Consider the following 23,248-nt stretch of genomic DNA (forward strand, 5'->3'; position numbering starts at 1 on the left):
GGCTTCATCCCCAGTGGCGCGCCGAAACCGTGTGTTGCGCGTCAGTTAACGAGAGTAACGGCTGTTTGCGTGATCGCGCCATAACTCGCCGCAAATTAGTGGGGTGTTTTTTCACTTCCAGCGTTCTGTGAGAACCCCTAGCGCGCCGAGGGCCACGGCGGCGGCGGTGGAAGTGCGCAAAACGGTGGGGCCCAACCGAATGGCGGTCGCGCCGGCGTCGGTGAGGGTACTCAGTTCTTCGTCGGTGATGCCGCCTTCGGGACCGACGACGAGGAGGATGTCGCCTTGTGCCGGGAGTTCGATCTCGGTGAGGCGGGTGGTGATACCGGATTCGAGGACCAGTGCGCGGGAAACGGTCTGGGCGAGTTCGGCGAGTTCGCCGGTGGTGACGGGTTCGGCGACTTCGGGGACGTGGGCGCGGCGGGCCTGTTTGGCGGCGGCGCGGGCGGTGGTGCGCCAGCGGGTGAGGGCTTTGTCGCCGCGGGTTCCCTCTTCCCAGCGGGCGACGCTGCGCGCGGCACGCCACGGGACGATGGCGTCGGCGCCGGCCTCGGTGGCGAGTTCGACGGCGAGTTCGCCGCGGTCGCCCTTCGCGAGCGCCTGGGCGACGATGACACGCAGGGCGGGCGGTTCCTCGGTCCAGTGTTCTTCGATGGCGAGGGTGAGCGCCGCGTCGCGGCCCGCCTGGACGGCTTCGACGACGCAGCGCGCCATGCCGCCTTCGCCGTCGGAGAGCACGAGACGTTCGCCGACGCGCAGGCGGCGGACGGTGGCGGCGTGCCGGGCTTCCTCACCGTCGAGCGTGGTGCGCCCGGAGCCGGGCAGCGCGGCGGTGAGGAAGACCGGCAGTGTCGTCTCGGGCACGGGTTACCGGTGGTTCTTGGTGCGCAGCTTGGAGAACAGCCCGCCGGGCTTGGAGCCGTTCGAGGCGAGCGACGGTACGTCCTCGCCGCGCTGCTGGGCGAGTTCGACGAGGAGGTCGCGCTGGGCGTCGTCGAGTTTGGTCGGCACGACGACGTCGATGTGGACGTGCAGGTCGCCGCGGCCGTCGACGCGGCCGGAGGACCGCAGCCGCGGCATGCCCTTGGCGGTGAGCACGAGCTCGGTGGCGGGCTGGGTGCCCGGTTCGATGTCGAGTTCGTAGTCGCCGTCGATGAGCGTCTCGATGGGCACCGTGGCGCCGAGGGCGGCGGTGGTCATCGGGATGCGGAAGTTGCAGTGCAGGTCGTTGCCCTGGCGGACGAACACCTCGTGCGGCGCCTCGTCGATTTCGACGTACAGGTCGCCCGCGGGGCCGCCGCCGGGGCCGACCTCGCCCTGGCCGGAGAGGCGGATGCGCATGCCGTCGCCGACGCCCGGCGGGATCTTGGCGGTGACGTTGCGGCGGGCGCGGACCCGGCCGTCGCCGCCGCACTGGCGGCAGGGGTCGGGGATGACCTCGCCGAAGCCGCGGCAGACCGGGCACGGACGGGCCGTGACGACCTGGCCGAGGAAGGACCGCTGCACGGACTGGACCTCGCCCGCGCCGCCGCAGGTGTCGCAGGTCTTGGTGCCGGTGCCTTCGGCCGCGCCGGCGCCGCGGCACAGGTCGCAGACGATGGCGGTGTCGACGGTGATCTCGCGGTCGACGCCGGTGGCGCATTCCTCGAGGGTGAGGCCGAGGCGGATGAGTGCGTCGGAGCCGGGCTGCACGCGGCTGCGCGGGCCACGGCCGCGGCCGCCGCCACCTCCGGCGGCGCCGAAGAAGGCGTCCATGATGTCGCCGAGGCCGCCGAAGCCCGAGAACGGGTCTCCCCCGCCGCCGCGGGCGCCGCCGTCCATCGGGTCGCCGCCGAGGTCGACGACCTTGCGCTTCTGCGGATCGGACAGCACCTCGTACGCGGTGGTCACCTCGCCGAAGCGGTGCTGAGCGTCTTCCGACGGGTTGACGTCGGGGTGCAGTTCACGGGCCAGTTTGCGGTACGCGCGCTTGATCTCCTGATCCGTCGCGTTCTTCGCAACCCCGAGAATGCCGTAATAGTCCCTCGCCACCGTCTTCGCCTTCTCCTTCTGACTTCGACCTCACCGCCGCGTTCAGCGACCGGCGAGGATCTGCCCCACGTAGTTCGCCACCGCGCGCACCGCGGCGATGGTGTTCGGGTAGTCCATCCTGGTCGGCCCGACGACGCCCATCCCGCCCAGCAGCATGTCGTCCATCCCGTAGCCGATGGACACCACCGAGGTGCTGCGCATCTGCTCGTCCTCATTTTCCTCACCGATGCGCACGCTGATCGCACCGGGGTTGCGGGCGGCCGCCAGCAGCTTGAGCACGATGACCTGCTCCTCGAGCGCCTCCAGCACCTGCCGCAGCGATCCGGGGAAGTCCGAGACGTTGCGGGTGAGGTTGGCCGTGCCGCCGAGCACCAGCCGCTCTTCTGGGTGCTCGACCAGCGATTCCACCAGCACGGTACAGACGCGGGTCAGGTTGTCGCGCAGCTCACCCGGCGACTTCTCGGGCAGTTCGGCGACCGACGCCGCGGCGTCGGTGAGACGGCGGCCCGCCAGCGCCCCGTTGAGCACCGTGCGCAGCCTGGCGACGTTCTCCTCGGTGATGACGTCCCCGAGGTCGACGGTGCGCTGGTCGACGCGGCCGGAATCGGTGATCAGCACCAGCATCAGCCGCGCGGGGGTGAGCGGCACCACTTCGAGGTGGCGGACGGCGGAGTTGGTCATCATCGGGTATTGGATGACCGCGACCTGCCTGGTCAGCTGCGCGAGCAGCCGGACGGAGCGGCGCAGGACGTCGTCGACGTCGGTGCCGCTGTCGAGGAAGGCCGTGATGGCCCGGCGTTCGGCCGCGCTGAGCGGTTTGACCTCGGCGATCCGGTCGACGAACAGGCGGTATCCCTTGTCGGTGGGGATCCGGCCCGCGCTGGTGTGGGGCTGTGTGATGTAGCCCTCTTCCTCCAGCGCCGCCATGTCGTTGCGCACCGTGGCGCTCGACACCCCGAGGTTGTGTCTGTCGACGATCGCCTTGGACCCGACGGGCTCCTGGTTGGAGACGTAATCGGCGACGATCGCACGCAGCACTTCGAATCGGCGTTCTTCCGCGTTGGCCACCCGCACCTCCCTCGGCTCGTCCTCACAACGAGTTTACGGAAGGCGAAGTGCCCGGGGAGCCACCGGACTTCTTTGGGGCCGTCAGCCGCGCCCGCGAAGGGAGCGCCGGCGGGGCTCCACGGGCCTTCGGATCACTTTCACCGACCCCCACCAGGCGAAACCCGTGACGCGCAGCACCGGCGCGCCCGGCGCCGGCCGCCGTCGCCCCGTCCTGCGGCCGGTGCCGAAGCCGCCCATCAGGCCGATGCCCCGGACATCGAGGGCGAAATCCTCGGGCACGACGATCTTGACCCCGCCCATGACTGCCACCGCCCTGATCGTGCAAGATCCGGCCGCGATCCTGGCCTGCCGCAGATCGAGGCGCACGCTGCCCCAGAACGCACGGCTGACATGGTTCGACGGCAGCGGTCCGGCGAACCGCCGCGTGGTGGCGGACATGACGGCGAACGAGCGCCGTCCACCTTGCTCCTCGTCGCCGTCGTGGGACAGCGCGAGCGGGCCGCCGGAGGAAAGATCCGCGACGACGGGTTCGAATTCCGCGAAAGTCCTGGCCGCGTAGACGGCGTCCAGCCTCGTTTCCAGTTCGGCGGCGGTGATCCGTCCCGCCCCCATGGCTTCGCACAACAGTCGCGCGACGTTTTCGCGATCGGAATCGGCCACTCGCATCGCCGACCGCTTCGATTCCGGCATGACGGCGATGCTAACCGGAATCGGCGATCTCTCCGGCGATTCCCGGCGACCGGACGAAAAGCCATGACCGCCATGAGCTGATTCGGTTTCGCCGCACTGCCGGTGATGACAAAACCATTTCCGCCGACTGCGCGGGCCCGGGAAGGCTTCCATCCAAGCATTTCTTCCACCGGGCCCCCCTCGACATGGGCGACGTGACCAGTGGGCGCTGGCGCGTGCGCGCACGACGCGAAGGGGACTTTCCCCGCGCACGATGCGGGGAAAGCTCCCTTCACACCGGCCCGTCCGTTCCTCCAGGGCCCGAAGTCCGTGAAGGCCTCCTTCCCTCGGCTCAGCCGAAGAAACTCGACCTTCACACCTTCCCAAGTACATGAAGGCCCCCTTCCTTGCGCCTGGCGTAAGGAAGGGGGCCTTCATGTACTCAGCGAGAGCGCTGCCCGTGAAGTCCGTCAGCTGTTGCGCGGGAACCCGAGGTTCACCCCGCCCTGCGACGGGTCCGGCCACCGCGACGTGACGACCTTCGTCCGCGTGAAGAAGTGGAACCCCTCCGGCCCGTACGCGTGGCTGTCGCCGAACAGCGAGTCCTTCCACCCGCCGAACGAGTAGTAGCCGACCGGCACCGGGATCGGCACGTTCACGCCGACCATCCCGACCTCGACCTCGTTCTGGAACCGCCGCGCGGCCCGCCCGTCGTTGGTGAAGATCGCGGTGCCGTTGCCGTAGGGGTTGCCGTTGATCAGTTCCAGCGCCGCGTCGTACCCCTCGGCCCGCGCGACCGCCAGCACCGGCCCGAAGATCTCGTCGGTGTAGATCGACATCTCCGGCGTGACGTGGTCGAACAGGGTCGGGCCGAGCCAGAAGCCGCCGTCCTCGCCGTCGACCTCGACGCCGCGGCCGTCGACGACGAGCCGGGCGCCCGCGTCGACCCCCGCCCCGACGTAGGACTCGACGCGTTCGTGATGGGCGGCCGTGACGAGCGGCCCCATCTCGGAGGTGGGCCGCATGCCGTCGCCGACGCGCAGCCGCTTGATCCGCTCGGCGATCTTCGCGACCAGTTCGTCGCCGACCGGGTCGACCGCGACCACGACCGACACCGCCATGCACCGCTCCCCCGCCGAGCCGAAGCCCGCCGAGACGGCCGCGTCGGCGGCGAGGTCGAGGTCCGCGTCGGGGAGCACGACCATGTGGTTCTTCGCGCCGCCGAGCGCCTGCACGCGTTTCCCGTGCCTGGTCCCGGTTTCGTAGACGTACTTCGCGATCGGCGTCGATCCGACGAACGAGATCGCCTTGACGTCGCGGTGTTCCAGCAGCCCGTCGACGGCCACCTTGTCGCCGTGCAGGACGTTGAGGACGCCGTCGGGCAGGCCCGCTTCGGCGAACAGTTCCGCGATGAACACGGCCGCGGACGGGTCCTTCTCGCTCGGCTTGAGCACGACGGTGTTGCCGCAGGCGAGCGCGTTCGGGACGAACCACAGCGGGACCATCGCCGGGAAGTTGAACGGCGAGATCACGCCGACCACGCCCAGCGGCTGCGAGATCGAGTAGACGTCGACGCCGGTGGAGGCGTTCTCGCTGAACCCGCCCTTGAGCAGCTGCGCGGCGCCGCACGCGTACTCGACGTTCTCGATCGCGCGCGCGACTTCGCCCGCCGCGTCGGATTCGACCTTGCCGTGCTCGCTCGTGACGATCTTCGCCAGCTCGTGACGCCGCGCCGAAAGCAGCTCACGGAAGGCGAACAGCACCCGCGTCCGCCCGGCCAGCGACGTACCGCGCCAGCCCGGCAGCGCCTGGGACGCGGCCGCGACGGCGGCGTCGACGTCGTCCTGCGCGGCGAAGGCGACCTTCGCCCGCACCTGGCCGGTGGCCGGATCGAACACGTCCCCGGATCGGTCGCTCACGCCTTCGCACGGTTTGCCGTCTATCCAATGGGTGATGCGGTCGGTCACGGGTTCCGCCCTTCTGATCGCCGGGTGCCTGCCCGGTCGAGTCTGGGCGCGTGCGCCACACCGACGCCATCGGCAACGTGTACGGACTCCCGGTCCCGGCCGTACAGTCTGTCTCCAGCGTTGCCGAACCAGGTGGGAGGCCGATGTACCCGACCGTCGCCGAGGTGCTCGCGCTGCCGGTGCTGCGTGAGGGCAGGCCCCATGTGGTGGCGGGGGCGGCGGGGCTGGACGCGCCGGTCCGCTGGGCACACGTCGCCGAGGTCGCGGACATCGCCCCGTTGCTGCGCGGCGGGGAACTCGTGCTCACCACCGGGGTCGCGCTGCCCGACGACGGCGCCGCGCTCGCCAGGTACGTCGCCGATCTGGCCGGGGTCGGAGTGGCCGGGATCGTCGTCGAACTGGTCCGGCATTGGAGCGAGAAGCTGCCGCCCGCGCTGGTCGACGCCGCGGACCGGCACGGTGTCCCGCTGATCACCCTTTCGCGCGAGACGCGCTTCGTGTCGGTCACCGAGGCGGTGAACGGGCTGATCGTCGACGCCCAGGTCGACGAACTCCGCGCGGCGGAGCGGGTCCACGAGACCTTCACCGCGCTGACGGTCGCGGGCGCCGAGCCGGGCGACATCCTGCGCGAGGTCGCGAGGCTCACCGAACATCCCGTCGTGCTGGAGACGCTCGCGCACGAAGTCCTCGCCTACGACACGGCGGGGACCGAACCCGGCGAACTGCTGCCCGGCTGGCCGTCCCGGTCGCGGCCGGTGCAGGTCGGCGAGCGGACCGGGTACCACCCGGGCGCGGGCTGGCTGATCACCGTGGTCGGCGCGCGCGGGCACGACTGGGGGCGGCTGGTCGTCGTCTGCGGGGATCCGCCGCCGCACCGGCACGTCGTGGTCGCCGAACGCGCGGCGTCCGCGCTCGCGGTGCACCGGCTGGTCGCCAAGGACACCGACTCCCTCGAACGCCAGGCGCACCGCGCGATCCTGACCGAACTGCTGGCGAACCCGGTGCCGCCCGCCGAACTGACCGCGCGGGCCTCGGCGCTGGGTGTCCCGCTGACGGGACGGCTGCTCGTCGGGGTCTCCGTGCGGCCGCGGATCACCGTGACCGCCAAGACCGCGCAGTCGACTCCGGTGCTGCTGCGGGAACTCGCCGAGGCGACCGTGCTCGCCGCCCGGCACGCCAAGGTGTCCGCGCTGGTGGCCACCGACGACACACAGGTGCGCGCGCTGCTCGCGCTGTCGCCCGAGGCCGGGGTCGACGCGGTGCTGAAGCGGCTGGCGACCGACGTCCACGAGGCTCGCGCCGGTGCGCCCGCCGTGGTCGCGGTCGGGACGACGGGTGGCGGGCCCGCCGACGCGCGCCGGACGCTCGTCGAAGCCGCGCAGGTGGCCGCCGCGGCGCTCACCGAGAACGTCGAACGGGTGGTCCACCGGCTCGACGACGTCCGGTTGCGCGGGCTGCTGCATCTGCTGGCGGGCGACGAACGGATCACCGCGTTCGCCGCGCGGGAGCTCGGCCCGCTGCTGAACCGGGACGCCGCGCAGGGCAGCAGACTCGTCCAGGCGTTGAGGCATTACTGCGAGCACGGTGGCAACAAGTCGGCGGCGGCCTCCGCCGCGCACACCTCTCGCACCGCCTACTACCAGCAGCTGGCCAGGATCGAGCAGGTCCTCGGGGTACGGCTCGAAGATCCGGAGTCGATGCTCTCGCTTTATGTCGCTTTGCTCGCCCACGACATCCGAAAAGCGGACGACCACACGTCCGAGTGAGCAAATCTCACCCGAGCGTGGAACACAGTGACCGGGTCACGTCAGCCGATAGGGTTGATATGGCTTTCTTCGAACCGATCGGCGCCTGCGTGCTCGCGCTGGCCTGTATGGCCCCCGCGCAACCCGCCGAATCCACGTTTCAGCTGACCAGCCACGACACCAGAGGCAGGGTCGGCACCGTCTCGCTCACCTGCGAACCCACCGGGGGCTCGCACCCGGGACGCGGCGGCGCCTGCGCCAAACTGTCCGAAGTGGACGGGGAGTTCGACCGGCTCCGCCCGGAACCGCGGGCCTGCACCTTGGAATACGCCCCGGTGGACGTCTCCGCGGTCGGCAAGTGGCGCGGCGAACCGGTCACCTACCGCACCTCGTACGCCAACCGTTGCGTCGCCGACGCCGAGTCGGCAGGCGTCTTCACCTTCTGACCGCTCCCAGGGAGTTGCGAAAGCCACTTTCGCAACACAGCCGCGCCGGGCCTCCCCCTCGGTGGCCCGGCGGCGCCGTTCACCGCGGCCTTGATCGCCCTCACCCCCACGAGGGCGATCAAGGCCGTGGTGTGACGACTCAAGAACGGGGCAGGTACCGGCACCCGATCCCGTCCTTCGCGGCAACGGGGGTCTGACGCGCGAGGGACCGGCTCAGGTTCCATTCGCGCCAATCATCTTCCGAAATTCCCTTGAGGACCGGCCTGAGCACGCAGGACCGCAGCGGCTCCGGAAGCCGGTCGACCGACGGCACGACGTCGGCGGAAAACCTTGAGAGGTAACCGGTGTCGAGCGTCTTGCCGTGCGCGAGCCGGTCGATGTTGCGGTCGGCGATGAACCGTTCCGGATCGAGGACGGCCAGCCCGAGCAGCGCCGCGACGGCGGCTCCGATGGCCGCGCGCGGCAGCCAGGCCGACCGCAGCGGGATCAGGGATACGAGCACCAGCACGAAGATCAGCCCGATCCAGAGTTCGCAGACCTCGACCAGCAGCCGCAGCACGGTGAACCCGTACGCCTGCTGATATGTCCACATGCGACTCAACGCCGACGCGACCAGCACCAGGCTGAGCACGCTCAACGCGCCGAGCAGCCCGCGCTGCCAGGCACGGTCGGCCGCCGACGACTTCGGCGCCCACCGCAGCGCGGCGGCGACCAGCAGCAGGGTCAGCACGGTGATGGCGGAGAGCTGCCAGAACCCGCTCCTGGCGTATTCGGCCGCGGTCAGGCCGCTCGTGGCCAGCAGGTATTCGGTGCCGCCGAACAACACGACCAGGCGGACCACGACGAAACTGGTGAACAGCGCGACCAGCACCCCCAGCGGCAACGTCCATTCGAGCCGGTGCGCCAGGCGTTTGCGCGGCGCGTCGTCGTCCGCCGGCAGTGGGGGCGCCGCCAGCAGGTAACACGCCCCGGTCACGGCGAAGGCGGCCACGACGAAGAAGAATCCCCAGCGCACGAACGTTCCCGGGTTCAGTTCGGGGATCACCGCGTCGACGACGTTCGCGAACGCGGCGTCCGCGCCCCGCAGCAGCGGCACGAACACCAGCAGCAGCAAGGCGCTGGTCAAGACCGGCACCAGGAACCTCGGCCTCGCGTGGCCTTCCTGTTTCTTGCCGAGCTTCGCGAGCCCGCGCCCGATCCACGGGAGCGAAAGCAGCGCTTCGATCGGGACCGCGAAGACGTCGTAGATGATCGTGTTCACCGTGCGTTTCCCGACCACGGCCAGGGATCCGGCGACGAGGGCGGCCAGCACGCACAACACGTTCAGCCACACCGACGCGCGGACCATGCCGACCGCGAGCAGTCCCAGCGCGGCCGCCGCCCATACCGCGTTGACCAGGCGGAAATGCGGTTCGGCGTCGCCGCGGGCGCGTTTGTCGGCGAAGTAGACGGCCACCGCGAAGGCGAGCCCGGCCACGAACCAGCCCGCTCCGGGCTCGTCCGGCATGGCGAAGGCGGCGATCAGCCCGGCCGCGGCCGCCGCGGGCAGGACGGAGCCGGGCAACGGGACGATCGCCGACTTGGGCGGCACGCGGGGCCGCATCAGCACCGGGATCGGCGGCGCGGGCGGCAACGTGGCGGTCACCGAAGGGGGCGACGCGTGCGCCTGCCGGTCTTCTTGGTCTTCGCTCATCGAATCCTCCAGTTTGCGAAAGCACATATCGAGGTGCGAGGGGGCTGAAGGGCCCCTTCACCTCATCTCATGCGGTGAAGGACGCTTTCGCCCCATCACATGCGGGGAAAGTCCCCTTCAGCCCCTACGGAACGGGGATCACGACGCGGATGACACAGCCCGGCCGCTGCTCGGGCGTGACGACGGCGATGCTGCCGTCGTGGAGGTCGACCACCCACCGTGCGATCGCGAGCCCCAGGCCGGTGCCCCCGCCGCCGGCCCGCTCGCCGCGGGTGAACCGCTCGAACACGCTGTCCCGCTCCCCCGGCGGGATCCCGGGGCCTTCGTCCTCGACCTCGATGACGACGTCGGCCTCGCGGGCCTGCGCCCGCACCCGGACCTCTCCCCCGGCCGGGCCGTGCCGGACGGCGTTGTCGAGCAGGTTGACCACGACCTGGTAGAGCCGGCCGCGGTCGGCGACGGCCGTCGCGCCGGGCGGCTGGACGTCGACGGCGAACCGCACGCCACGGCCGGTCGCGGAAGCGGTCACCCCGGCTTCGGCGGCGACCTCCTCCAGCAGCAGTTCGAGGTCGAACTCCTCCAGCTGCAACGGGAACGCGCCCGCGTCGATCCGCGAAAGATCGAGCAGTTCCGAGACGAGCCTGCCGAGCCGTTCCGTCTGCTGCAGCGCGGTCTTCAACGTCGCCGGATCGGGTTTGGCGACGCCATCGACGAGGTTCTCCAGCACCCCGTTCAGCGCGGTGATCGGCGTGCGGAGTTCGTGGGAGACGTTCGCGATCAGCTCGCGGCGGCGCTGATCCGAGGCGTCGAGGTCGGCGGCCATCTGATTGAAGGCGTGGGACAGCTCCCCGACCTCGTCGCGAGCGGTCGCGCGGACCCGCCGGGTGTAGTCGCCCTTGGCCATCGCGCGGGCGGCGGCGGTCATCTCGCGCAGCGGCCTGGTCATCCCGTGCGCCAGGATCTGCGAGGTGACCACGGCGAGCACCATCGCGGCGATCGTGGTCCGCGGCGGCAGCCAGCCGATCTGCCAGTTGAAGAAGGCGAACGCGATACCGCCCGAGGACACCAGCAGGATCGCGAGCTTGAGCTTGATGGACCGCACCGGGTCGAGCGGTCTCGGGAGCGCGTCGACGATCCGGCCGAGCAGCGGGCGGAGCTTCACGATCCCACCTCCAGGGCGTAGCCGACGCCGTGCACGGTGCGGATGAGATCCGCGCCCAGTTTCCGGCGCAGCGCCTTGATGTGGCTGTCGACCGCGCGGGTACCCGAACCGGTGCCCGCGACGTCCCAGTCCCAGACCTCGCTCAGCAGGCGTTCCCTCGGCTGCACCGCCCTCGGGCGCTTCGCGAAGTGGACGAGGAGGTCGAACTCGATCGGCGTCAGCTGGGCCTGGTTGCCCGCGCGGGTGACGCGCCGCTGGTCGACGTCGATTTCGAGGTCGCCGAGGACGATCTTCGTACCGGCGTCGCTCACGTCGGTCCTGGCCGCTCGTTCGACGCGCCGCAGCAGCGCGTGCACCCGCGCCGAGAGCACCCGCATGGAGAACGGCTTGGTGAGGTAGTCGTCCGCGCCGACGCCGAGACCGATCAGCATGTCCGTCTCGTCCGACCGGGCGGTCAGCATCAGCACCGGGACCGGGCGGCGGGCCTGGATCCGGCGGCAGACCTCGAGCCCGTCGAACCCCGGCAGCATCACGTCGAGCACCACCAGGTCCGGCTCGCGCTCGGCGTCGGTCTCGACGCCGGACGGGCCGTCGTGCGCCAGGTCCACGGTGAATCCCTCGGCCCGCAGCCGCGCGGCGATGCTCTCGGCGATGGTCACGTCGTCCTCGACGACCAGCACCCGGCGTCCTCCCAGTTCCATGGGGATGACTGTAAGCACCGGCCGTGGAGACCATCCGGGTGAGCTGTGGAGATCCTGTGGAGATGTTTCGGCCGGTTTGCCGGATTACTACGTCCGTGTGTGTGACGCAGGTCATGCACCGCGAGCCCTCGAGCGCAATCGACAGTCTGCGCTCCGACGCCCTCAACAGTGAACAGTCTGCCAGTCCCACCCGCGCGGCGCGGGCGAGCACGATTCCGCAATGGAGCCGACGGCACGCGGTACGCAGCACGTGCATCCTGATGGCCGGGTGGAACTCGGCGAGGTCGAGTCCTTGAAGGACAGCCGCTTCTACAACGAAGAACTCGCCCCGGTCCCGGTCGAAAAGCGGACCTGGACCACGTACACCTACTTCGCGCTGTGGATGGGCATGGCGCACAACATCCCCTCCTACGCGCTCGCGGCTTCGCTGATCGCGCTCGGGATGAACTGGGTTCAGGCTCTGCTCACGATCACGATCGGCAACCTGATCGTGCTGATCCCGATGCTGCTCAACAGCCACGCCGGGACGAAGTACGGCATCCCGTTCCCGGTGTTCGCCCGCGCCTTCTTCGGGATGCGCGGCGCGAATCTGGCGGCGCTGCTGCGGGCGTTCATCGCGTGCGGCTGGTTCGGCATCCAGACCTGGGTCGGCGGCGAGGCGATCTACATCATCGTCGGCAGGCTCGCGGGCCCCGGCTGGAAGAACTCCGCCGTCGTCCTCGGCCAGCACTGGACGCTCTGGCTTTCGTTCGCGGTGTTCTGGCTGGTGCAGATGCTCATCATCTGGCGCGGCATGGAAGCGGTCCGGAAGTTCGAGAACTGGACGGCGCCGCTGGTGTCGGTCGGCTTCCTGATCCTGCTGGGCTACGTGCTGGTCAAGGCGGGCGGCTTCGGCCCGATCCTGGCCGAGCCCGGGAAACTCGGCTGGGGGCCGGACTTCTGGAAGGTGTTCGCCCCGTCGCTGATGGCGATGATCGCGTTCTGGTCGACGCTTTCACTGAACATGCCGGACTTCACCCGCTTCGGCGGCAGCCAGGGCAAACAGGTCCGCGGCCAGATCCTCGGCCTGCCGACCACGATGACGTTCATCGCGATCGTGGCCATCCTGACCACCTCGGGCGGCAGTGTCCTCTACGGCGAGCAGATCTGGGACCCGGCGAAACTGGCCGACCGGTTCGATTCCCCGGTCGTCGTGGTGGTCGCGCTGATCGCGCTGGTGCTGGCGACGGTGTCGGCGAACCTCGCGGCGAACGTGGTCAGCCCGTCCTACGACTTCTCCAACGCTTTCCCGAAGAAGATCACCTTCGCCGTCGGCGGACTGATCACCGGCATCATCGGCATCCTCATCCAGCCGTGGCGCCTCTACTCCGACCCGAACATCTACATCTTCGCCTGGCTCGGTTTCTACGGCGGTCTGCTCGGCGCGGTCGCCGGAGTGCTCGTCGCCGGCTACTGGGTGGTCAACCGCACGCGCCTCAACCTGCGGGATCTCTACACCGAACGCGGCGTCTACTGGTTCAACGGCGGCTGGAACTGGCGGGCGCTGGTCGCGACGCTGGTCGGTGCCGTGCTCGCGGTCGGCGGCGCGTACGGCGGGCCGTTCCCCGAAGACGGCCTGATCCCGCTGCTGAAACCGCTCTACGACTACAACTGGGTCGTCGGCCTGGCAGGCGCTTTCGTCGTCTACCTGCTGCTGTCCCTGTCCGAACGCAAGCGCACCACCTATATCGAGGAGGACGCAAGTGAGCGACCTGGTCCGAGCCGGATTGATCCAGCAGCGGTGGACGGGTGACAAGGAGTCGATGATCAGAGGCGCGGTCGAAGCCATCGGCAAGGCCGCTTCGCAGGGCGCGCAGGTCGTCTGCCTGCAGGAGTTGTTCTACGGCCCGTATTTCTGCCAGGTGCAGGACACCGACTACTACTCCTACACCGAAGGCATCCCCGACGGGCCGACGACGAAGCTCATGCAGGAGGTCGCCGAACGCCACGGTGTCGTGCTGGTCGTCCCGATGTACGAGGTCGAGCAGCCCGGCGTGTACTACAACACCGCCGCGGTGATCGACGCCGACGGCACCTACCTCGGCAAGCACCGCAAGAACCACATCCCGCAGGTCAAGGGCTTCTGGGAGAAGTTCTACTTCCGGCCCGGGAACCTGGGCTACCCGGTGTTCGACACCGCCGTCGGCCGCATCGGCGTCTACATCTGTTACGAGCGGCACTTCCCGGAGGGCTGGCGCGCGCTGGGCCTGGCGGGCGCGAAGATCGTGTTCAACCCGTCAGCGACCAGCCGGGGCCTGTCGGAGTACCTGTGGCGACTGGAGCAGCCCGCGGCCGCCGTCGCGAACGAGTACTACGTCGGCACGATCAACCGCGTCGGCGTGGAACCCTTGGGCGACAACGACTTCTACGGCCAGTCGTATTTCGCGGATCCCCGCGGCCAGCTCGTCGGCGACGCCGCGTCCGACACCGAAGAGGAGATCGTCGTCCGCGACCTCGACATGGCGAAACTGACCGAAGTCCGGGATCTCTGGGCCTTCTACCGAGACCGGCGTCCCGACAGCTACGGACCCCTCGCGGAGGCGTGATGACCACCCTCATCAGCGGCGGGCAGGTGCTGTCCACGGCGGGCGCTTCGGCGGCGGACGTCCTCGTCGACGGCGAGACGATCTCGGCCGTCGGCGCCCCCGGAACGCTGGGGCCCGCCGACTCGGTCATCGACGCCACCGGGAAGTACGTGCTGCCCGGCGGGATCGACGCGCACACCCATATGGAGATGCCGTTCGGCGGAACGCATTCCGTCGACACCTTCGGCACCGGGACGACGGCGGCGGCGTGGGGCGGCACGACCACGATCATCGATTTCGCCGTCCAGGCCAAGGGCACCTCCCTGCTGTCCACTATGGACAAATGGCACGAGAAGGCCGACGGCAACTGCGCCATCGACTACGGCTTCCACATGATCGTCTCCGACGTCAACGATTCGTCGTTGAAGGAGATGCAGGCCTGCGTCGACGGCGGGGTCGGCAGTTTCAAGATGTTCATGGCGTATCCGGGGGTGTTCTACTCCACGGACGGCGAGATCCTGCTGGCGATGCAGAAGGCGCGCGAGATCGGCGCGACGATCATGATGCACGCGGAGAACGGCATCGCGATCGACCAGCTGGCCGCGCAGGCGTTCGACGCCGGGAAGATCGACCCGGTGCAGCACGGGCTCACCCGGCCACCTGAGCTGGAGGGCGAGGCGACCTCGCGCGCGATCCAGCTGGCCAAGGTGACCGGGGCGCCGCTGTACATCGTGCACCTCTCGGCGTCGCAGGCGCTGGCCGCGGTCGCGGAAGCGCGCGACAACGGGCAGAACGTCTTCGCGGAGACCTGTCCTCAGTATCTCTATCTGTCCATTGAGGACCTGGCGAAACCGGATTTCGAGGGCTCCAAGTACGTCGCCTCTCCCCCGTTGCGCGAGAAGTCGCATCAGGCCGATCTGTGGCGAGGGCTGCGGACCAACGATCTCTCGGTGGTGTCCACGGATCACTGTCCCTTCTGTTTCAAGGACCAGAAGGAACTCGGCCGCGGCGACTTCCGTGCGATCCCCAACGGGATCCCCGGCGTCGAGCACCGGATGGACCTGCTGCATCAGGGTGTCGTGGCGGGCGAGCTCACCCTCGGCCGTTGGGTCGAGACCTGCTCGACCACCCCGGCGCGGATGTTCGGGCTGTACCCGCGCAAGGGTGTCATCGCGGCGGGTTCGGACGCGGACATCGTCGTCTACGACCCGAAAGCGACGCAGACCTTGTCGGTCGAGACGCACCACATGAACGTGGACTACTCGGCCTACGAAGGGATGGAAATCACCGGCAAGGTCGAGACGGTGCTCTCGCGCGGCCGCGTGGTCGTGTCGCCGTCCGGCTTCTCGGGCAGTACGACGCACGGGAAATTCCTCTCGCGCGACCTGAACCAGTATCTGAACTGAGGCGGTGGCCGTGGACTTCGGGATTGTGCTCCAGACCGACCCGCCCGCACGCGACCTCGTGCGGCTGATGAAGGCCGCCGAGGACCAGGGTTTCCGCTACGGCTGGACGTTCGACTCGTGCGTGCTGTGGCAGGAACCGTTCGTCATCTACTCGCAGATCCTCGCGGCGACGTCGTCGATGATCGTGGGCCCGATGGTGACCAGCCCGGCCACCCGGGACTGGTCGGTGATGGCGTCGACCTTCGCCACGCTCAACGACATGTACGGCAACCGGACGGTCTGCGGGATCGGCCGCGGCGACTCGGCGCACCGGGTGGTCGGCATGCCACCGTCCACTTTGGCCACCGTGCGCGACTGCATGCACGTGGTCAAGGAACTCGCCGAAGGCCGCGAAGTCCTGTTGCGGGACAAGCCGGTGCAGATCCCGTGGATCCGCAACGGCAGACTCGAAATGTGGATGGCGGGATACGGGCCGAAGGCGCTGAAGACGGTCGGCGAGCACGCCGACGGCTTCATCCTCCAGTGCGCCGATCCCGCGATCGCCCGGTGGACCATCGGCTCGGTCCGGGAGGCGGCGCGCGCGGCGGGTCGGGATCCAGCGGGGATCACGATCTGCCTCGCGGCCCCGGCGTACGTCGGCGACGACCTGGCGCACCAGCGGGAACAGTTGCGCTGGTTCGGCGGGATGGTCGGCAACCACGTCGCGGATCTCGTGGCGCGGTACGGCGATTCCGGGCCGGTGCCGCACGAACTGACCGACTACATCCGCGAGCGGCAGGGCTACGACTACTCGCACCACGGGCGGGCGGGCAATCCGTCGACCGATTTCGTCCCCGACGAGATCGTGGACCGGTTCTGCCTCCTCGGGCCGTCTTCGGCGCACGTGGAACGTCTGGAGGAGCTGGCTTCGCTCGGTGTCGACCAGTTCTCGCTGTACCTGATGCACGACCAGCGCGAGGAGACCCTGAAGCGCTACGGCTCGGAGGTCATCAACCGCTGACGACGACCCGCATTTCGTCCTCTGAATGCGTTCTCACCGCATTCAGAGGACGAAATGCGTGGGGGTCAGCCGAACCAGGCGGCGAGTGCCTCGCGCAGGCCGTCCGCGTCGTCGCCCGCCCAGGCGACGTAGCCGTCGGGACGGATCAGGAGGACGTCGGCGGGCCGGTCCTCGGCCTTCGCGGTGTGGACGTCCACGCGCCCCTGTGCGAGTTCACGGAGGTCCGGTCGCCCGGCGAGATCCAGCAGGACCGGCCGCGCCGGGCGCAGCAGTTCGGCGACGCTGGTCGCGCCCTCGTCGGTCTCCAGCGCCAGATCCGGGACGAACGTACCGGCGAGCGCGTGCCCGGAGCCCGGCATCGGGTAACGCGTGTCGGTCCCGGCGACGTGGGAGGCCAGCCGTCGCGCCGCCTGCTCGTCGTCCAGCAGTTCCTGGAAGACCGCGCGGAGCGCTTCGGCGGCTTCGTCGTGCCCGCGCCGCAACGCGACCTGCGCCCGGGACTGCAGGAGCGCACGCGCACCGGCGGCGTGCCGTTCCGCGTGATAGGTGTCCAGCAGTCCTTCCGGCGCCCGGCCTTGGACCTCGGCGGCCAGCTTCCACGCCAGGTTGACCGAGTCGGACATGCCGACGTTGATCGCCGTGCCGGTGGACGGCAACAGGTGGGCCGCGTCGCCCGCCAGCAGGATCCGCCCCTCGCGGTAACGCTCCGCCTGGCGGGCGGAGAACTGGTAGCGCGAGAGCCGGACCGGGTCGCCCAGCGGCACGTCCCCGCCGAGCACCCGCCGGATGCTGTCCCCGAGTTCCGCGAGGGTCATCGGCACGTCGTCGTCGACCTCGCCGGGATCGTCCTCGGTGGTCTGGATGAACAGGATCCCCGGTGTCAGCGAACCGAGCGCGAACACACCGGCGTCGGTACGGGTGAAGCCCGCCTTGATCCGGCCCAGTTCCGGCGTCTCGATGTCGTCGTTCTCGTGGACGGTCAGGCCGTCGGGGATCTTGACCTGTCCGATCCGGTTGACCTCGGGATAGGTGGTGCCGGGAAAGCCGATCCCGGCCATCGAGCGGACCGGGCTGCGCCCGCCGTCGCAGCCCACCAGGTACGGGGCGGTGACCTCGTACGCTCCGTCCGGTCCGCGTACCTCGGCGGTCACCGACTCGTCGTCCTGGCGCAGGCCGACGACTTCGTGCCCGCGACGCACTTCCGTGCCGAGCTCGATGGCGTGCTCCTCCAGCAGCCGCTCCAACGACTGCTGCCGTACCGAAAGCGCCTTCAGTGGCGGCTCCTCGAATCGGGTGAGGTCGACGTGCACCCCACCGAACGGGAAACGATGCGGCGGGACGGGGTCGGTGACGAGTCCCCGCACCCGCTCCAGCAGGCCGCGATAGTGCAGCAGGTCCAGGATCTGCCCGCTGAGGCCGTGGGCCTTCGGAGTCTTCCCCTGTTCCGGCCGCCGTTCCAGGACCAGCGGGCGCGCACCGGCCAGCCGCAGTTCGGCGGCCAGCATCAGACCGGTCGGGCCGGCACCCACGATGATCACGTCGACGTCCGTCAAAACTTCACTCCTGTTCGGCCTGTTCTCGCTACGGCCGAGGATTCTGCGGCACCACCGGGGTCTTGCCGCAAGCCCCGCGGTGCGCTATATGTTGAACATGGAGGGGCGTACCCCACCATTTTTCCGGGTGCGAGCACCAGGGAACGTGCGCCCGCGAGGCGAGACGCTGGCCGGGTGACCAGATTCCGCATCGCCACTGTGCTCACTCTCACCGCACTCGCCGCCGTCACGATCACGCCCGCGGTCTCGGCCGCGCCGAAGGGTCTCGCCTGGGGTCCCTGCCCATCCGGGTCGCCACCGGGTTACGACTGCGCCGAGATCGAGGTCCCGTTGTCCTATCAGGACCCGGGCGGACCTCGGATCACCATCGCGCTCGGCCGCCTCCCCGCGACGGACCAGAAGCACAAACGCGGCACCCTCTTCACCAACCCCGGCGGCCCGGGGAATCAGGGTCGCTTCAGCAGATTCCAGACCCCGTCCCTGCACCGGCAGTTCGACATCGTCGGCTTCGACCCCCGCGGCATCGGCGCCAGCACACCGGTGCGCTGCTTCGCCGGCGAGGAGGAAACCGAGCCGCTCAAACGGGTTCTGGGGAACTTCCCGATCACCGCGGAGCAGGAGACCCGGCATTTCGCCGACGTCCGCGAGGTCGCCGCCTCCTGCGGCCGCAACGCCGGGCCGCTACTGGGGCACCTGTCGACCGCGAACGTCGCCAGGGACCTCGACAGGATGCGCCAAGCCGTCGGCGAGCCCCGCCTGCGCTACTACGGGCTTTCCTACGGCACCTACGTCGGCGAGGTGTACGCCAACCTGTTCCCGCATCGGGTCGGCGCGCTGGCACTGGACGCCGTCAACGATCCGATCGCCTGGTCCACCGGACACCGCCCGGAGGACGCGAACGTCCCGTTCAGCACCAGGCTCGGCGGCTTCCGGGACGCGGACCGCGCGCTGCAGGCGTTCCTCGACGCGTGCGCGGCCGACACGCGGTGCGCGTTCCGCGAGCCGGGGAAGGATCTGCGGGCCAAATACGACGCCCTCCTCGACCGGCTCGAAGCCACCCCGGGGCCGATCACCTATCAGGAGGTCATCCGGCGTACCCACAACGCGCTGACCGACGAAGCCCGCTCCCCCGCGCTGGCGGAATTCCTTCAGTCCGCGACGAAACCCGTTGCGGCGAAGGCCATCCCGACACCGTTCGATTCCGCGATGGGTGGCGGCGGGACGATCTGCGCGGACACCGCGAACCCGCGCGATCCGGCCGCGTGGCCTCGCGCGGCCCGCGCGGCCGACCGGGAAAGCCGCGGTTTCGGTTCGTACGACACGTACCTCTCCCTGCCGTGCGCCTTCTGGCCCGCCTCCGATCCGGCGCGGTACACGGGACCGTGGAACCGGCCGACCACGCCGATCCTGTTGCTGGCCAACGGAAAGGGTGACCCGGAAACGCCGTACGCCGGGGCGAAGCGGGCCGAACGCATCCTCGGCAACGCGCGGCTCCTCACGCTGGACGCCTGGGGGCACGGCGCGCTGAACCGCAGTGCCTGTGTCGACGCGGCCGTCGACGCCTATCTGTCCCACGGACGCCTTCCGGCGCGCGGCACCGTGTGCGCCCCGGATCACGCGCCGTTCGACGCGAGGTAAGACCGGGCGATGGGCTTTCCCTCAGTCGACCAAGGCCTGATACACCAGGTTCCTCAATTCGACGCGGATCGGGTAGGTCGACGACGGCAGCAACTGGGTGAAGAACAGAACCGTGATGTCCTCGTCCGGATCGACCCAGAACGCGGTGCTCGCCGCGCCGCCCCAGGCGAATTCCCCGGCGCTGGCGAGGGTTTTGGCCTTCACCGGGTCGTCGAGCACCGAAAAGCCCAGCCCGAAGCCGAAACCGTCGTACGGTGCTTCGGAGAACCCGGTCCGTCCGCAGGTCTCCAGGTCCACACCGCCGGGCAGGTGGTTGGTCGCCATGAGCCGCACCGTGCGCGGGCCGAGCAGCCGGACGCCGTCGAGTTCGCCGCCGCGCACCAGCATCTGGGCGAACCGGTGGAAGTCACCCGCCGTGGAGACCAGCCCTCCGCCGCCCGAGAAGCACGAGGGCGCGACGCGGCCGACGTTGCCCAGCTCGTCGTGACGGAACGGCTCCTTGGTGACCGGATGCGGCACGTAGAGCGCCGCCAGCCGATCGAGATCGCCGGCTGCGGCCTGGAACCCCGTCTCGTGCATGCCGAGCGGGGTGAAGATCCGCTCGGCGAAGAAGACGTCGAGCGGCTGACCGGAGACGACCTCGATGAGCCTGCCGAGGATGTCCGTCGCGACCGAGTAGTTCCATTCCGAACCCGGCTGGAACAGCAACGGCAGCCGCGCGATCGCCTCGGAGACACCCGCCAGATCGAGCCCGGGCGCGGTGCCGAGGTCGAACCCCGCCTCACGGTAGAGCGCGTCGACCGGATGCGTGCGGTGGAATCCGTAGGTCAGGCCCGCGGTGTGGGTGAGCAGATGCCAGAGGCGGATCGGTTCGGCCGCGGGCACGGTCGCCGGTTTCACCGACGAGCCCCCGGCGAAGACCCGCGGTTCCGAGAACTCCGGCAGCCAGCGGGAGATCGGGTCCTTGAGGTCGATGAGCCCCGCTTCGACGAGCATCATCGCGGCGACCGAGGTGACCGGCTTGGTCATCGAGTAGACGCGCCAGATCGTGTCGGTCTCGACCGGCAGCCCGGCCTCGATGTCACGCTGCCCGTTCGACGCGAGATGCGCGACCTTCCCGTTCCTGGTCACCACGGCCAGATACCCGGGGAGCCGCTTTCGCTCCAGATACCCGTCGAAGTGCTTGTCGATCCGGCGCAGCCGCTCCGCGTCGAAACCCACCTCGGCCGGGTCGACGTCCACCTTCAGCTCGATCATGCGACCGAGGCTACGCGTTCCGCTCGGCCTGTTTCTCCAGTCGCCACGCCTCGTCGGTCTTCCCGATCCGCCAGTATCCGGAGATCGACAGCAGGTCACGCCGCATGCCCCGGTCGTCCAGCAGATGACGCCGCAGGTCCCGGACGAATCCCGCCTCGCCGTGGACGAACGCCTGCACGACACCTTCACGCCAGTCGAGCGCGCGGACGGCGGCCGCGAGGTCGTCGCCCCGGCTCCGGTGCAGCCAGGTGATCCGCGCGTCGCCCTTGGTGGTCAACGACTGCTCTTCAGCGGCGTCCTCCACGAGGATGAACGCGTGCACGGGCACACCCGCCGGCATCGCCTCGAGCGAAGCGGCGATCGCGGGCAAGGCACTCTCGTCCCCGGCGAGCAGATGCCAATCGGCCTCCTCACCCGGCGCGTACGCCCCACCGGGTCCGGAAATAAGCAGTTCGTCGCCCGGTTTCGCGGCGGCGGCCCACGGCCCGGCGACGCCCTCGTCACCGTGGTGGACGAAGTCGAGCACCAGCTCGCCGAGGTTCGGGTCGAAGGCCCGGACGGTGTACGAGCGCATCCGCGGCCACTGCTCGCGTGGCAGCTCTTCGCGGACGCGGGCCAGGTCGAACGGTTCGGGATAGGTGACGCCGGGCACCCGGAAGTGCACCTTGACGTAGGCGTCGGTGAATTCGTTGGGCTGGAAGGAGGCGATCCCTTCGCCCCCGGCGACGATCCGGACCATGTGCGGGGTGATCCGCTCGGTGCGCAGCACCCGCAGCCGGGTCGCCGACACCGCTCTCCGCGCCTCGGCCATGCACACTTCCTTTCCTGGGTTAGGTGAACCTAACCGAGCGTACGCCTCTCGCCGCCGGGCGGGGCGAGGTCTCCCAGCATCCGATCAAAGCCGTCTCGGACCCGTTCCGCGAATCCGACGAAGAACCGGTTCGCCAACGGAACCGCCCAGCGGCTCCAGGTGGCGACGTCGTACTCACCGCGATACCACCAGCCACCCTGCTGGGCGAGGAAATGACGCTCGGTATCGATCTCGGAGCCGGGGTTGTACGGCCGCGCCCGCAGTGTGTCCGCGAGCCGGGTGAAGACCTCGGCGACCGGCGCTGGGGCCACCCCGGACACCTCGACCAGGAGCTTCACGAAGCCCTCGCGGCCGGATCGCTCACCCGGGTGTTCTGGAACGACGCGACGCGCCAGCCATCTGGCTCCTCCACGAGGACGTAGGTCAGCGTCGACTCGCGGCCCGGCTCCGGTTTGCCGTCCGACAGCGACGACCCGCCGGCGGACACGACGATCGCGACGTCCGGCCGGAGGAACCGGACCTTGGGCTCGCCACCGCCCGCCACCAGCTTCGATCCCTTGAGCGGCCCCTCGAACAGGGACCGGTGCGCGCTTTCGATCATCGCGCGGCCGGGCATGTTCATCCCGAAGAAGGTCACGTAATCGGCGTCTTCGGTGAAGAGCGACGCGTACGCGGCCGCGTCGCCGTCGCCCCACGCATCGGCGAGCTTGCCCAGCACGGCCAGGACTTCGGCCTGTCGTTCGGTCATGGTTTCCTCCAGTTAGACGAACGGTGTTCGTTTGACGAACACCGTTCTACAGGCGAACGGCGTTCGCGTCAAGTAGAGTTCCCGGCGAACCCCGGATCAGGAGGCGAACGAAGTGAGCAGGCCCCGGCGTCGCGCCGAGAAACCCGTGCTGTCCCAGGAGCTCGTGGTGAAGACGGCACTGGACCTCCTCGCCGCCGAGGGGTTGGAGGCGGTGAGCATGCGGCGGGTGGCCCAGGCGCTGGAGACCGGCCCGGCGTCGCTCTACGCCCATGTCGCGAACAAGGAAGAGCTCCACGAGCTGATGGTCGACCACGTCCTCGCCTTCGGCCCGTTCCCGGAGCCCGATCCGCGGCGATGGGTCGAACAGGCGAAAGAGCTGCTGCGCGACAACGTGCGCGCGCTGACGTCGGTCCCCGGGATCGCCAAGATCGCGTGGGCCATCCCCGTCCCGGTCGGCGCGAACGCCCTGCAGCAGGCCGAAGCGATGCTCTCGGTGCTGCGCGCGGGCGGCCTCGACCTCAAGCGGGCCCTGTTCGCCGCCGACGCGTTATGGCTCTACGCCAAGGCTTTCGCGTACGAAGGCGCCGGCTGGCAACACGGCGACATCGACCTGGCCGACCAGGAGGAACGCGGCAAGCGAATGGTCGAGTACATGGCGTCGTTCCCGCCCGGCGCCTTTCCGAACCTGCTGGCTTCGGGTGAGTACTTCACCGCGGAGACCGCGCAGGAACGCTTCGAGTTCGCCATCGATCTCTTCTTGCGCGGCTTGGCCTCCACCGCCCCGTGATC

Annotated in this window: 21 protein-coding genes; 8 read left to right on the top strand and 13 right to left on the bottom strand. The window is 69.6% G+C overall.

The window, feature by feature from the left end; translation table 11 throughout:
• Positions 1–111: 111 nt before the first annotated feature.
• From DMH01_RS12500 to DMH01_RS12520, 5 genes are all read right to left on the bottom strand, one after another.
• Complete coding sequence (locus DMH01_RS12500; protein ID WP_125676151.1) at positions 112–864, bottom strand: 16S rRNA (uracil(1498)-N(3))-methyltransferase; 753 nt, start codon at positions 862–864, stop codon at positions 112–114.
• Positions 865–867: 3 nt separating this feature from the next.
• Positions 868–2,031: a molecular chaperone DnaJ gene (dnaJ, locus tag DMH01_RS12505; RefSeq protein WP_125676153.1), complete on the bottom strand. Its 1,164-nt coding sequence runs from the start codon at positions 2,029–2,031 to the stop codon at positions 868–870.
• Positions 2,032–2,073: 42 nt separating this feature from the next.
• Positions 2,074–3,099, bottom strand: coding sequence for a heat-inducible transcriptional repressor HrcA (gene hrcA / locus DMH01_RS12510; RefSeq protein ID WP_125676155.1), 1,026 nt, complete (start codon positions 3,097–3,099; stop codon positions 2,074–2,076).
• Positions 3,100–3,180: 81 nt separating this feature from the next.
• Positions 3,181–3,789 (bottom strand): DUF1707 domain-containing protein, encoded by a 609-nt coding sequence (locus DMH01_RS12515; RefSeq protein ID WP_233621485.1) that lies wholly within the window; start codon positions 3,787–3,789, stop codon positions 3,181–3,183.
• A 449-nt stretch (positions 3,790–4,238) separates the two neighbouring features.
• Complete coding sequence (locus DMH01_RS12520) at positions 4,239–5,735, bottom strand: CoA-acylating methylmalonate-semialdehyde dehydrogenase (protein WP_125676157.1); 1,497 nt, start codon at positions 5,733–5,735, stop codon at positions 4,239–4,241.
• Between the two features lie 143 nt (positions 5,736–5,878).
• Here DMH01_RS12520 and DMH01_RS12525 point away from each other — a divergent pair, with 143 nt between their 5' ends.
• Both DMH01_RS12525 and DMH01_RS12530 read left to right on the top strand, forming a co-directional pair.
• The gene (locus DMH01_RS12525) at positions 5,879–7,501 is read left to right on the top strand and encodes a PucR family transcriptional regulator (RefSeq protein ID WP_125676159.1); all 1,623 of its coding nucleotides are present in this window, start codon (positions 5,879–5,881) and stop codon (positions 7,499–7,501) included.
• Positions 7,502–7,560: 59 nt separating this feature from the next.
• A complete protein-coding gene (locus tag DMH01_RS12530) occupies positions 7,561–7,926 on the top strand; it encodes an SSI family serine proteinase inhibitor (RefSeq protein WP_125676161.1) in 366 nt (121 codons plus the stop codon).
• A 139-nt stretch (positions 7,927–8,065) separates the two neighbouring features.
• Here DMH01_RS12530 and DMH01_RS12535 read toward each other — a convergent pair whose 3' ends face one another.
• The 3 genes from DMH01_RS12535 to DMH01_RS12545 all read right to left on the bottom strand — a co-directional run bounded on the left by DMH01_RS12535 (position 8,066) and on the right by DMH01_RS12545 (position 11,461).
• Positions 8,066–9,619: a DUF4153 domain-containing protein gene (locus DMH01_RS12535; RefSeq protein ID WP_125676163.1), complete on the bottom strand. Its 1,554-nt coding sequence runs from the start codon at positions 9,617–9,619 to the stop codon at positions 8,066–8,068.
• Between the two features lie 124 nt (positions 9,620–9,743).
• Positions 9,744–10,781 carry a HAMP domain-containing sensor histidine kinase gene (locus DMH01_RS12540; protein WP_125676165.1) on the bottom strand — a complete coding sequence of 346 codons (1,038 nt, stop codon included), beginning with the start codon at positions 10,779–10,781 and terminating at the stop codon, positions 9,744–9,746.
• Entirely contained in the window at positions 10,778–11,461 is a 684-nt protein-coding gene (locus DMH01_RS12545) for a response regulator transcription factor (RefSeq protein ID WP_255432048.1), read from the bottom strand. The genes DMH01_RS12540 and DMH01_RS12545 overlap by 4 nt, the downstream gene beginning before the upstream one ends.
• Before the next feature lie 241 nt (positions 11,462–11,702).
• Here DMH01_RS12545 and DMH01_RS12550 point away from each other — a divergent pair, with 241 nt between their 5' ends.
• Genes DMH01_RS12550 through DMH01_RS12565 form a run of 4 tightly spaced genes read left to right on the top strand, consistent with a single transcriptional unit; the run spans position 11,703 to position 16,452 of the window.
• Entirely contained in the window at positions 11,703–13,274 is a 1,572-nt protein-coding gene (locus tag DMH01_RS12550; RefSeq protein ID WP_125676166.1) for an NCS1 family nucleobase:cation symporter-1, read from the top strand.
• Positions 13,225–14,067: a nitrilase-related carbon-nitrogen hydrolase gene (locus tag DMH01_RS12555; RefSeq protein ID WP_125676168.1), complete on the top strand. Its 843-nt coding sequence runs from the start codon at positions 13,225–13,227 to the stop codon at positions 14,065–14,067. The genes DMH01_RS12550 and DMH01_RS12555 overlap by 50 nt, the downstream gene beginning before the upstream one ends.
• Positions 14,067–15,452 (top strand): dihydropyrimidinase, encoded by a 1,386-nt coding sequence (hydA, locus tag DMH01_RS12560; RefSeq protein ID WP_125676170.1) that lies wholly within the window; start codon positions 14,067–14,069, stop codon positions 15,450–15,452. Before DMH01_RS12555 ends, hydA begins: the two co-directional genes overlap by 1 nt.
• A 10-nt stretch (positions 15,453–15,462) precedes the next feature.
• Positions 15,463–16,452: a TIGR03842 family LLM class F420-dependent oxidoreductase gene (locus tag DMH01_RS12565; protein WP_063274641.1), complete on the top strand. Its 990-nt coding sequence runs from the start codon at positions 15,463–15,465 to the stop codon at positions 16,450–16,452.
• Positions 16,453–16,517: 65 nt separating this feature from the next.
• Here DMH01_RS12565 and DMH01_RS12570 read toward each other — a convergent pair whose 3' ends face one another.
• A complete protein-coding gene (locus DMH01_RS12570) occupies positions 16,518–18,005 on the bottom strand; it encodes an FAD-dependent monooxygenase (protein ID WP_125676172.1) in 1,488 nt (495 codons plus the stop codon).
• 174 nt (positions 18,006–18,179) lie between these two features.
• Here DMH01_RS12570 and DMH01_RS12575 point away from each other — a divergent pair, with 174 nt between their 5' ends.
• Complete coding sequence (locus DMH01_RS12575; protein WP_125676174.1) at positions 18,180–19,643, top strand: alpha/beta hydrolase; 1,464 nt, start codon at positions 18,180–18,182, stop codon at positions 19,641–19,643.
• A gap of 21 nt (positions 19,644–19,664) precedes the next feature.
• Here DMH01_RS12575 and DMH01_RS12580 read toward each other — a convergent pair whose 3' ends face one another.
• From DMH01_RS12580 to DMH01_RS12595, 4 genes are read right to left on the bottom strand one after another with little or no spacing between them, the layout of a single operon-like run.
• On the bottom strand, positions 19,665–20,900 hold the full coding sequence (locus DMH01_RS12580) for a serine hydrolase (protein WP_125676176.1): 1,236 nt from the start codon (positions 20,898–20,900) through the stop codon (positions 19,665–19,667).
• A 10-nt stretch (positions 20,901–20,910) separates the two neighbouring features.
• Complete coding sequence (locus tag DMH01_RS12585) at positions 20,911–21,711, bottom strand: siderophore-interacting protein (protein ID WP_199745456.1); 801 nt, start codon at positions 21,709–21,711, stop codon at positions 20,911–20,913.
• A 29-nt stretch (positions 21,712–21,740) separates the two neighbouring features.
• Complete coding sequence (locus tag DMH01_RS12590) at positions 21,741–22,049, bottom strand: hypothetical protein (RefSeq protein ID WP_233621486.1); 309 nt, start codon at positions 22,047–22,049, stop codon at positions 21,741–21,743.
• Positions 22,046–22,459, bottom strand: coding sequence for an SgcJ/EcaC family oxidoreductase (locus tag DMH01_RS12595; protein WP_125676178.1), 414 nt, complete (start codon positions 22,457–22,459; stop codon positions 22,046–22,048). Before DMH01_RS12595 ends, DMH01_RS12590 begins: the two co-directional genes overlap by 4 nt.
• A gap of 112 nt (positions 22,460–22,571) precedes the next feature.
• On the opposite strand from DMH01_RS12595, the gene DMH01_RS12600 reads away from it, so the two are divergent.
• A complete protein-coding gene (locus DMH01_RS12600; RefSeq protein WP_125676180.1) occupies positions 22,572–23,246 on the top strand; it encodes a TetR/AcrR family transcriptional regulator in 675 nt (224 codons plus the stop codon).
• The last annotated feature ends 2 nt before the right edge of the window (positions 23,247–23,248 follow it).

This window comes from Amycolatopsis sp. WAC 04182 (genome assembly GCF_003947465.1).
In the GTDB taxonomy this organism is placed as follows: domain Bacteria; phylum Actinomycetota; class Actinomycetes; order Mycobacteriales; family Pseudonocardiaceae; genus Amycolatopsis.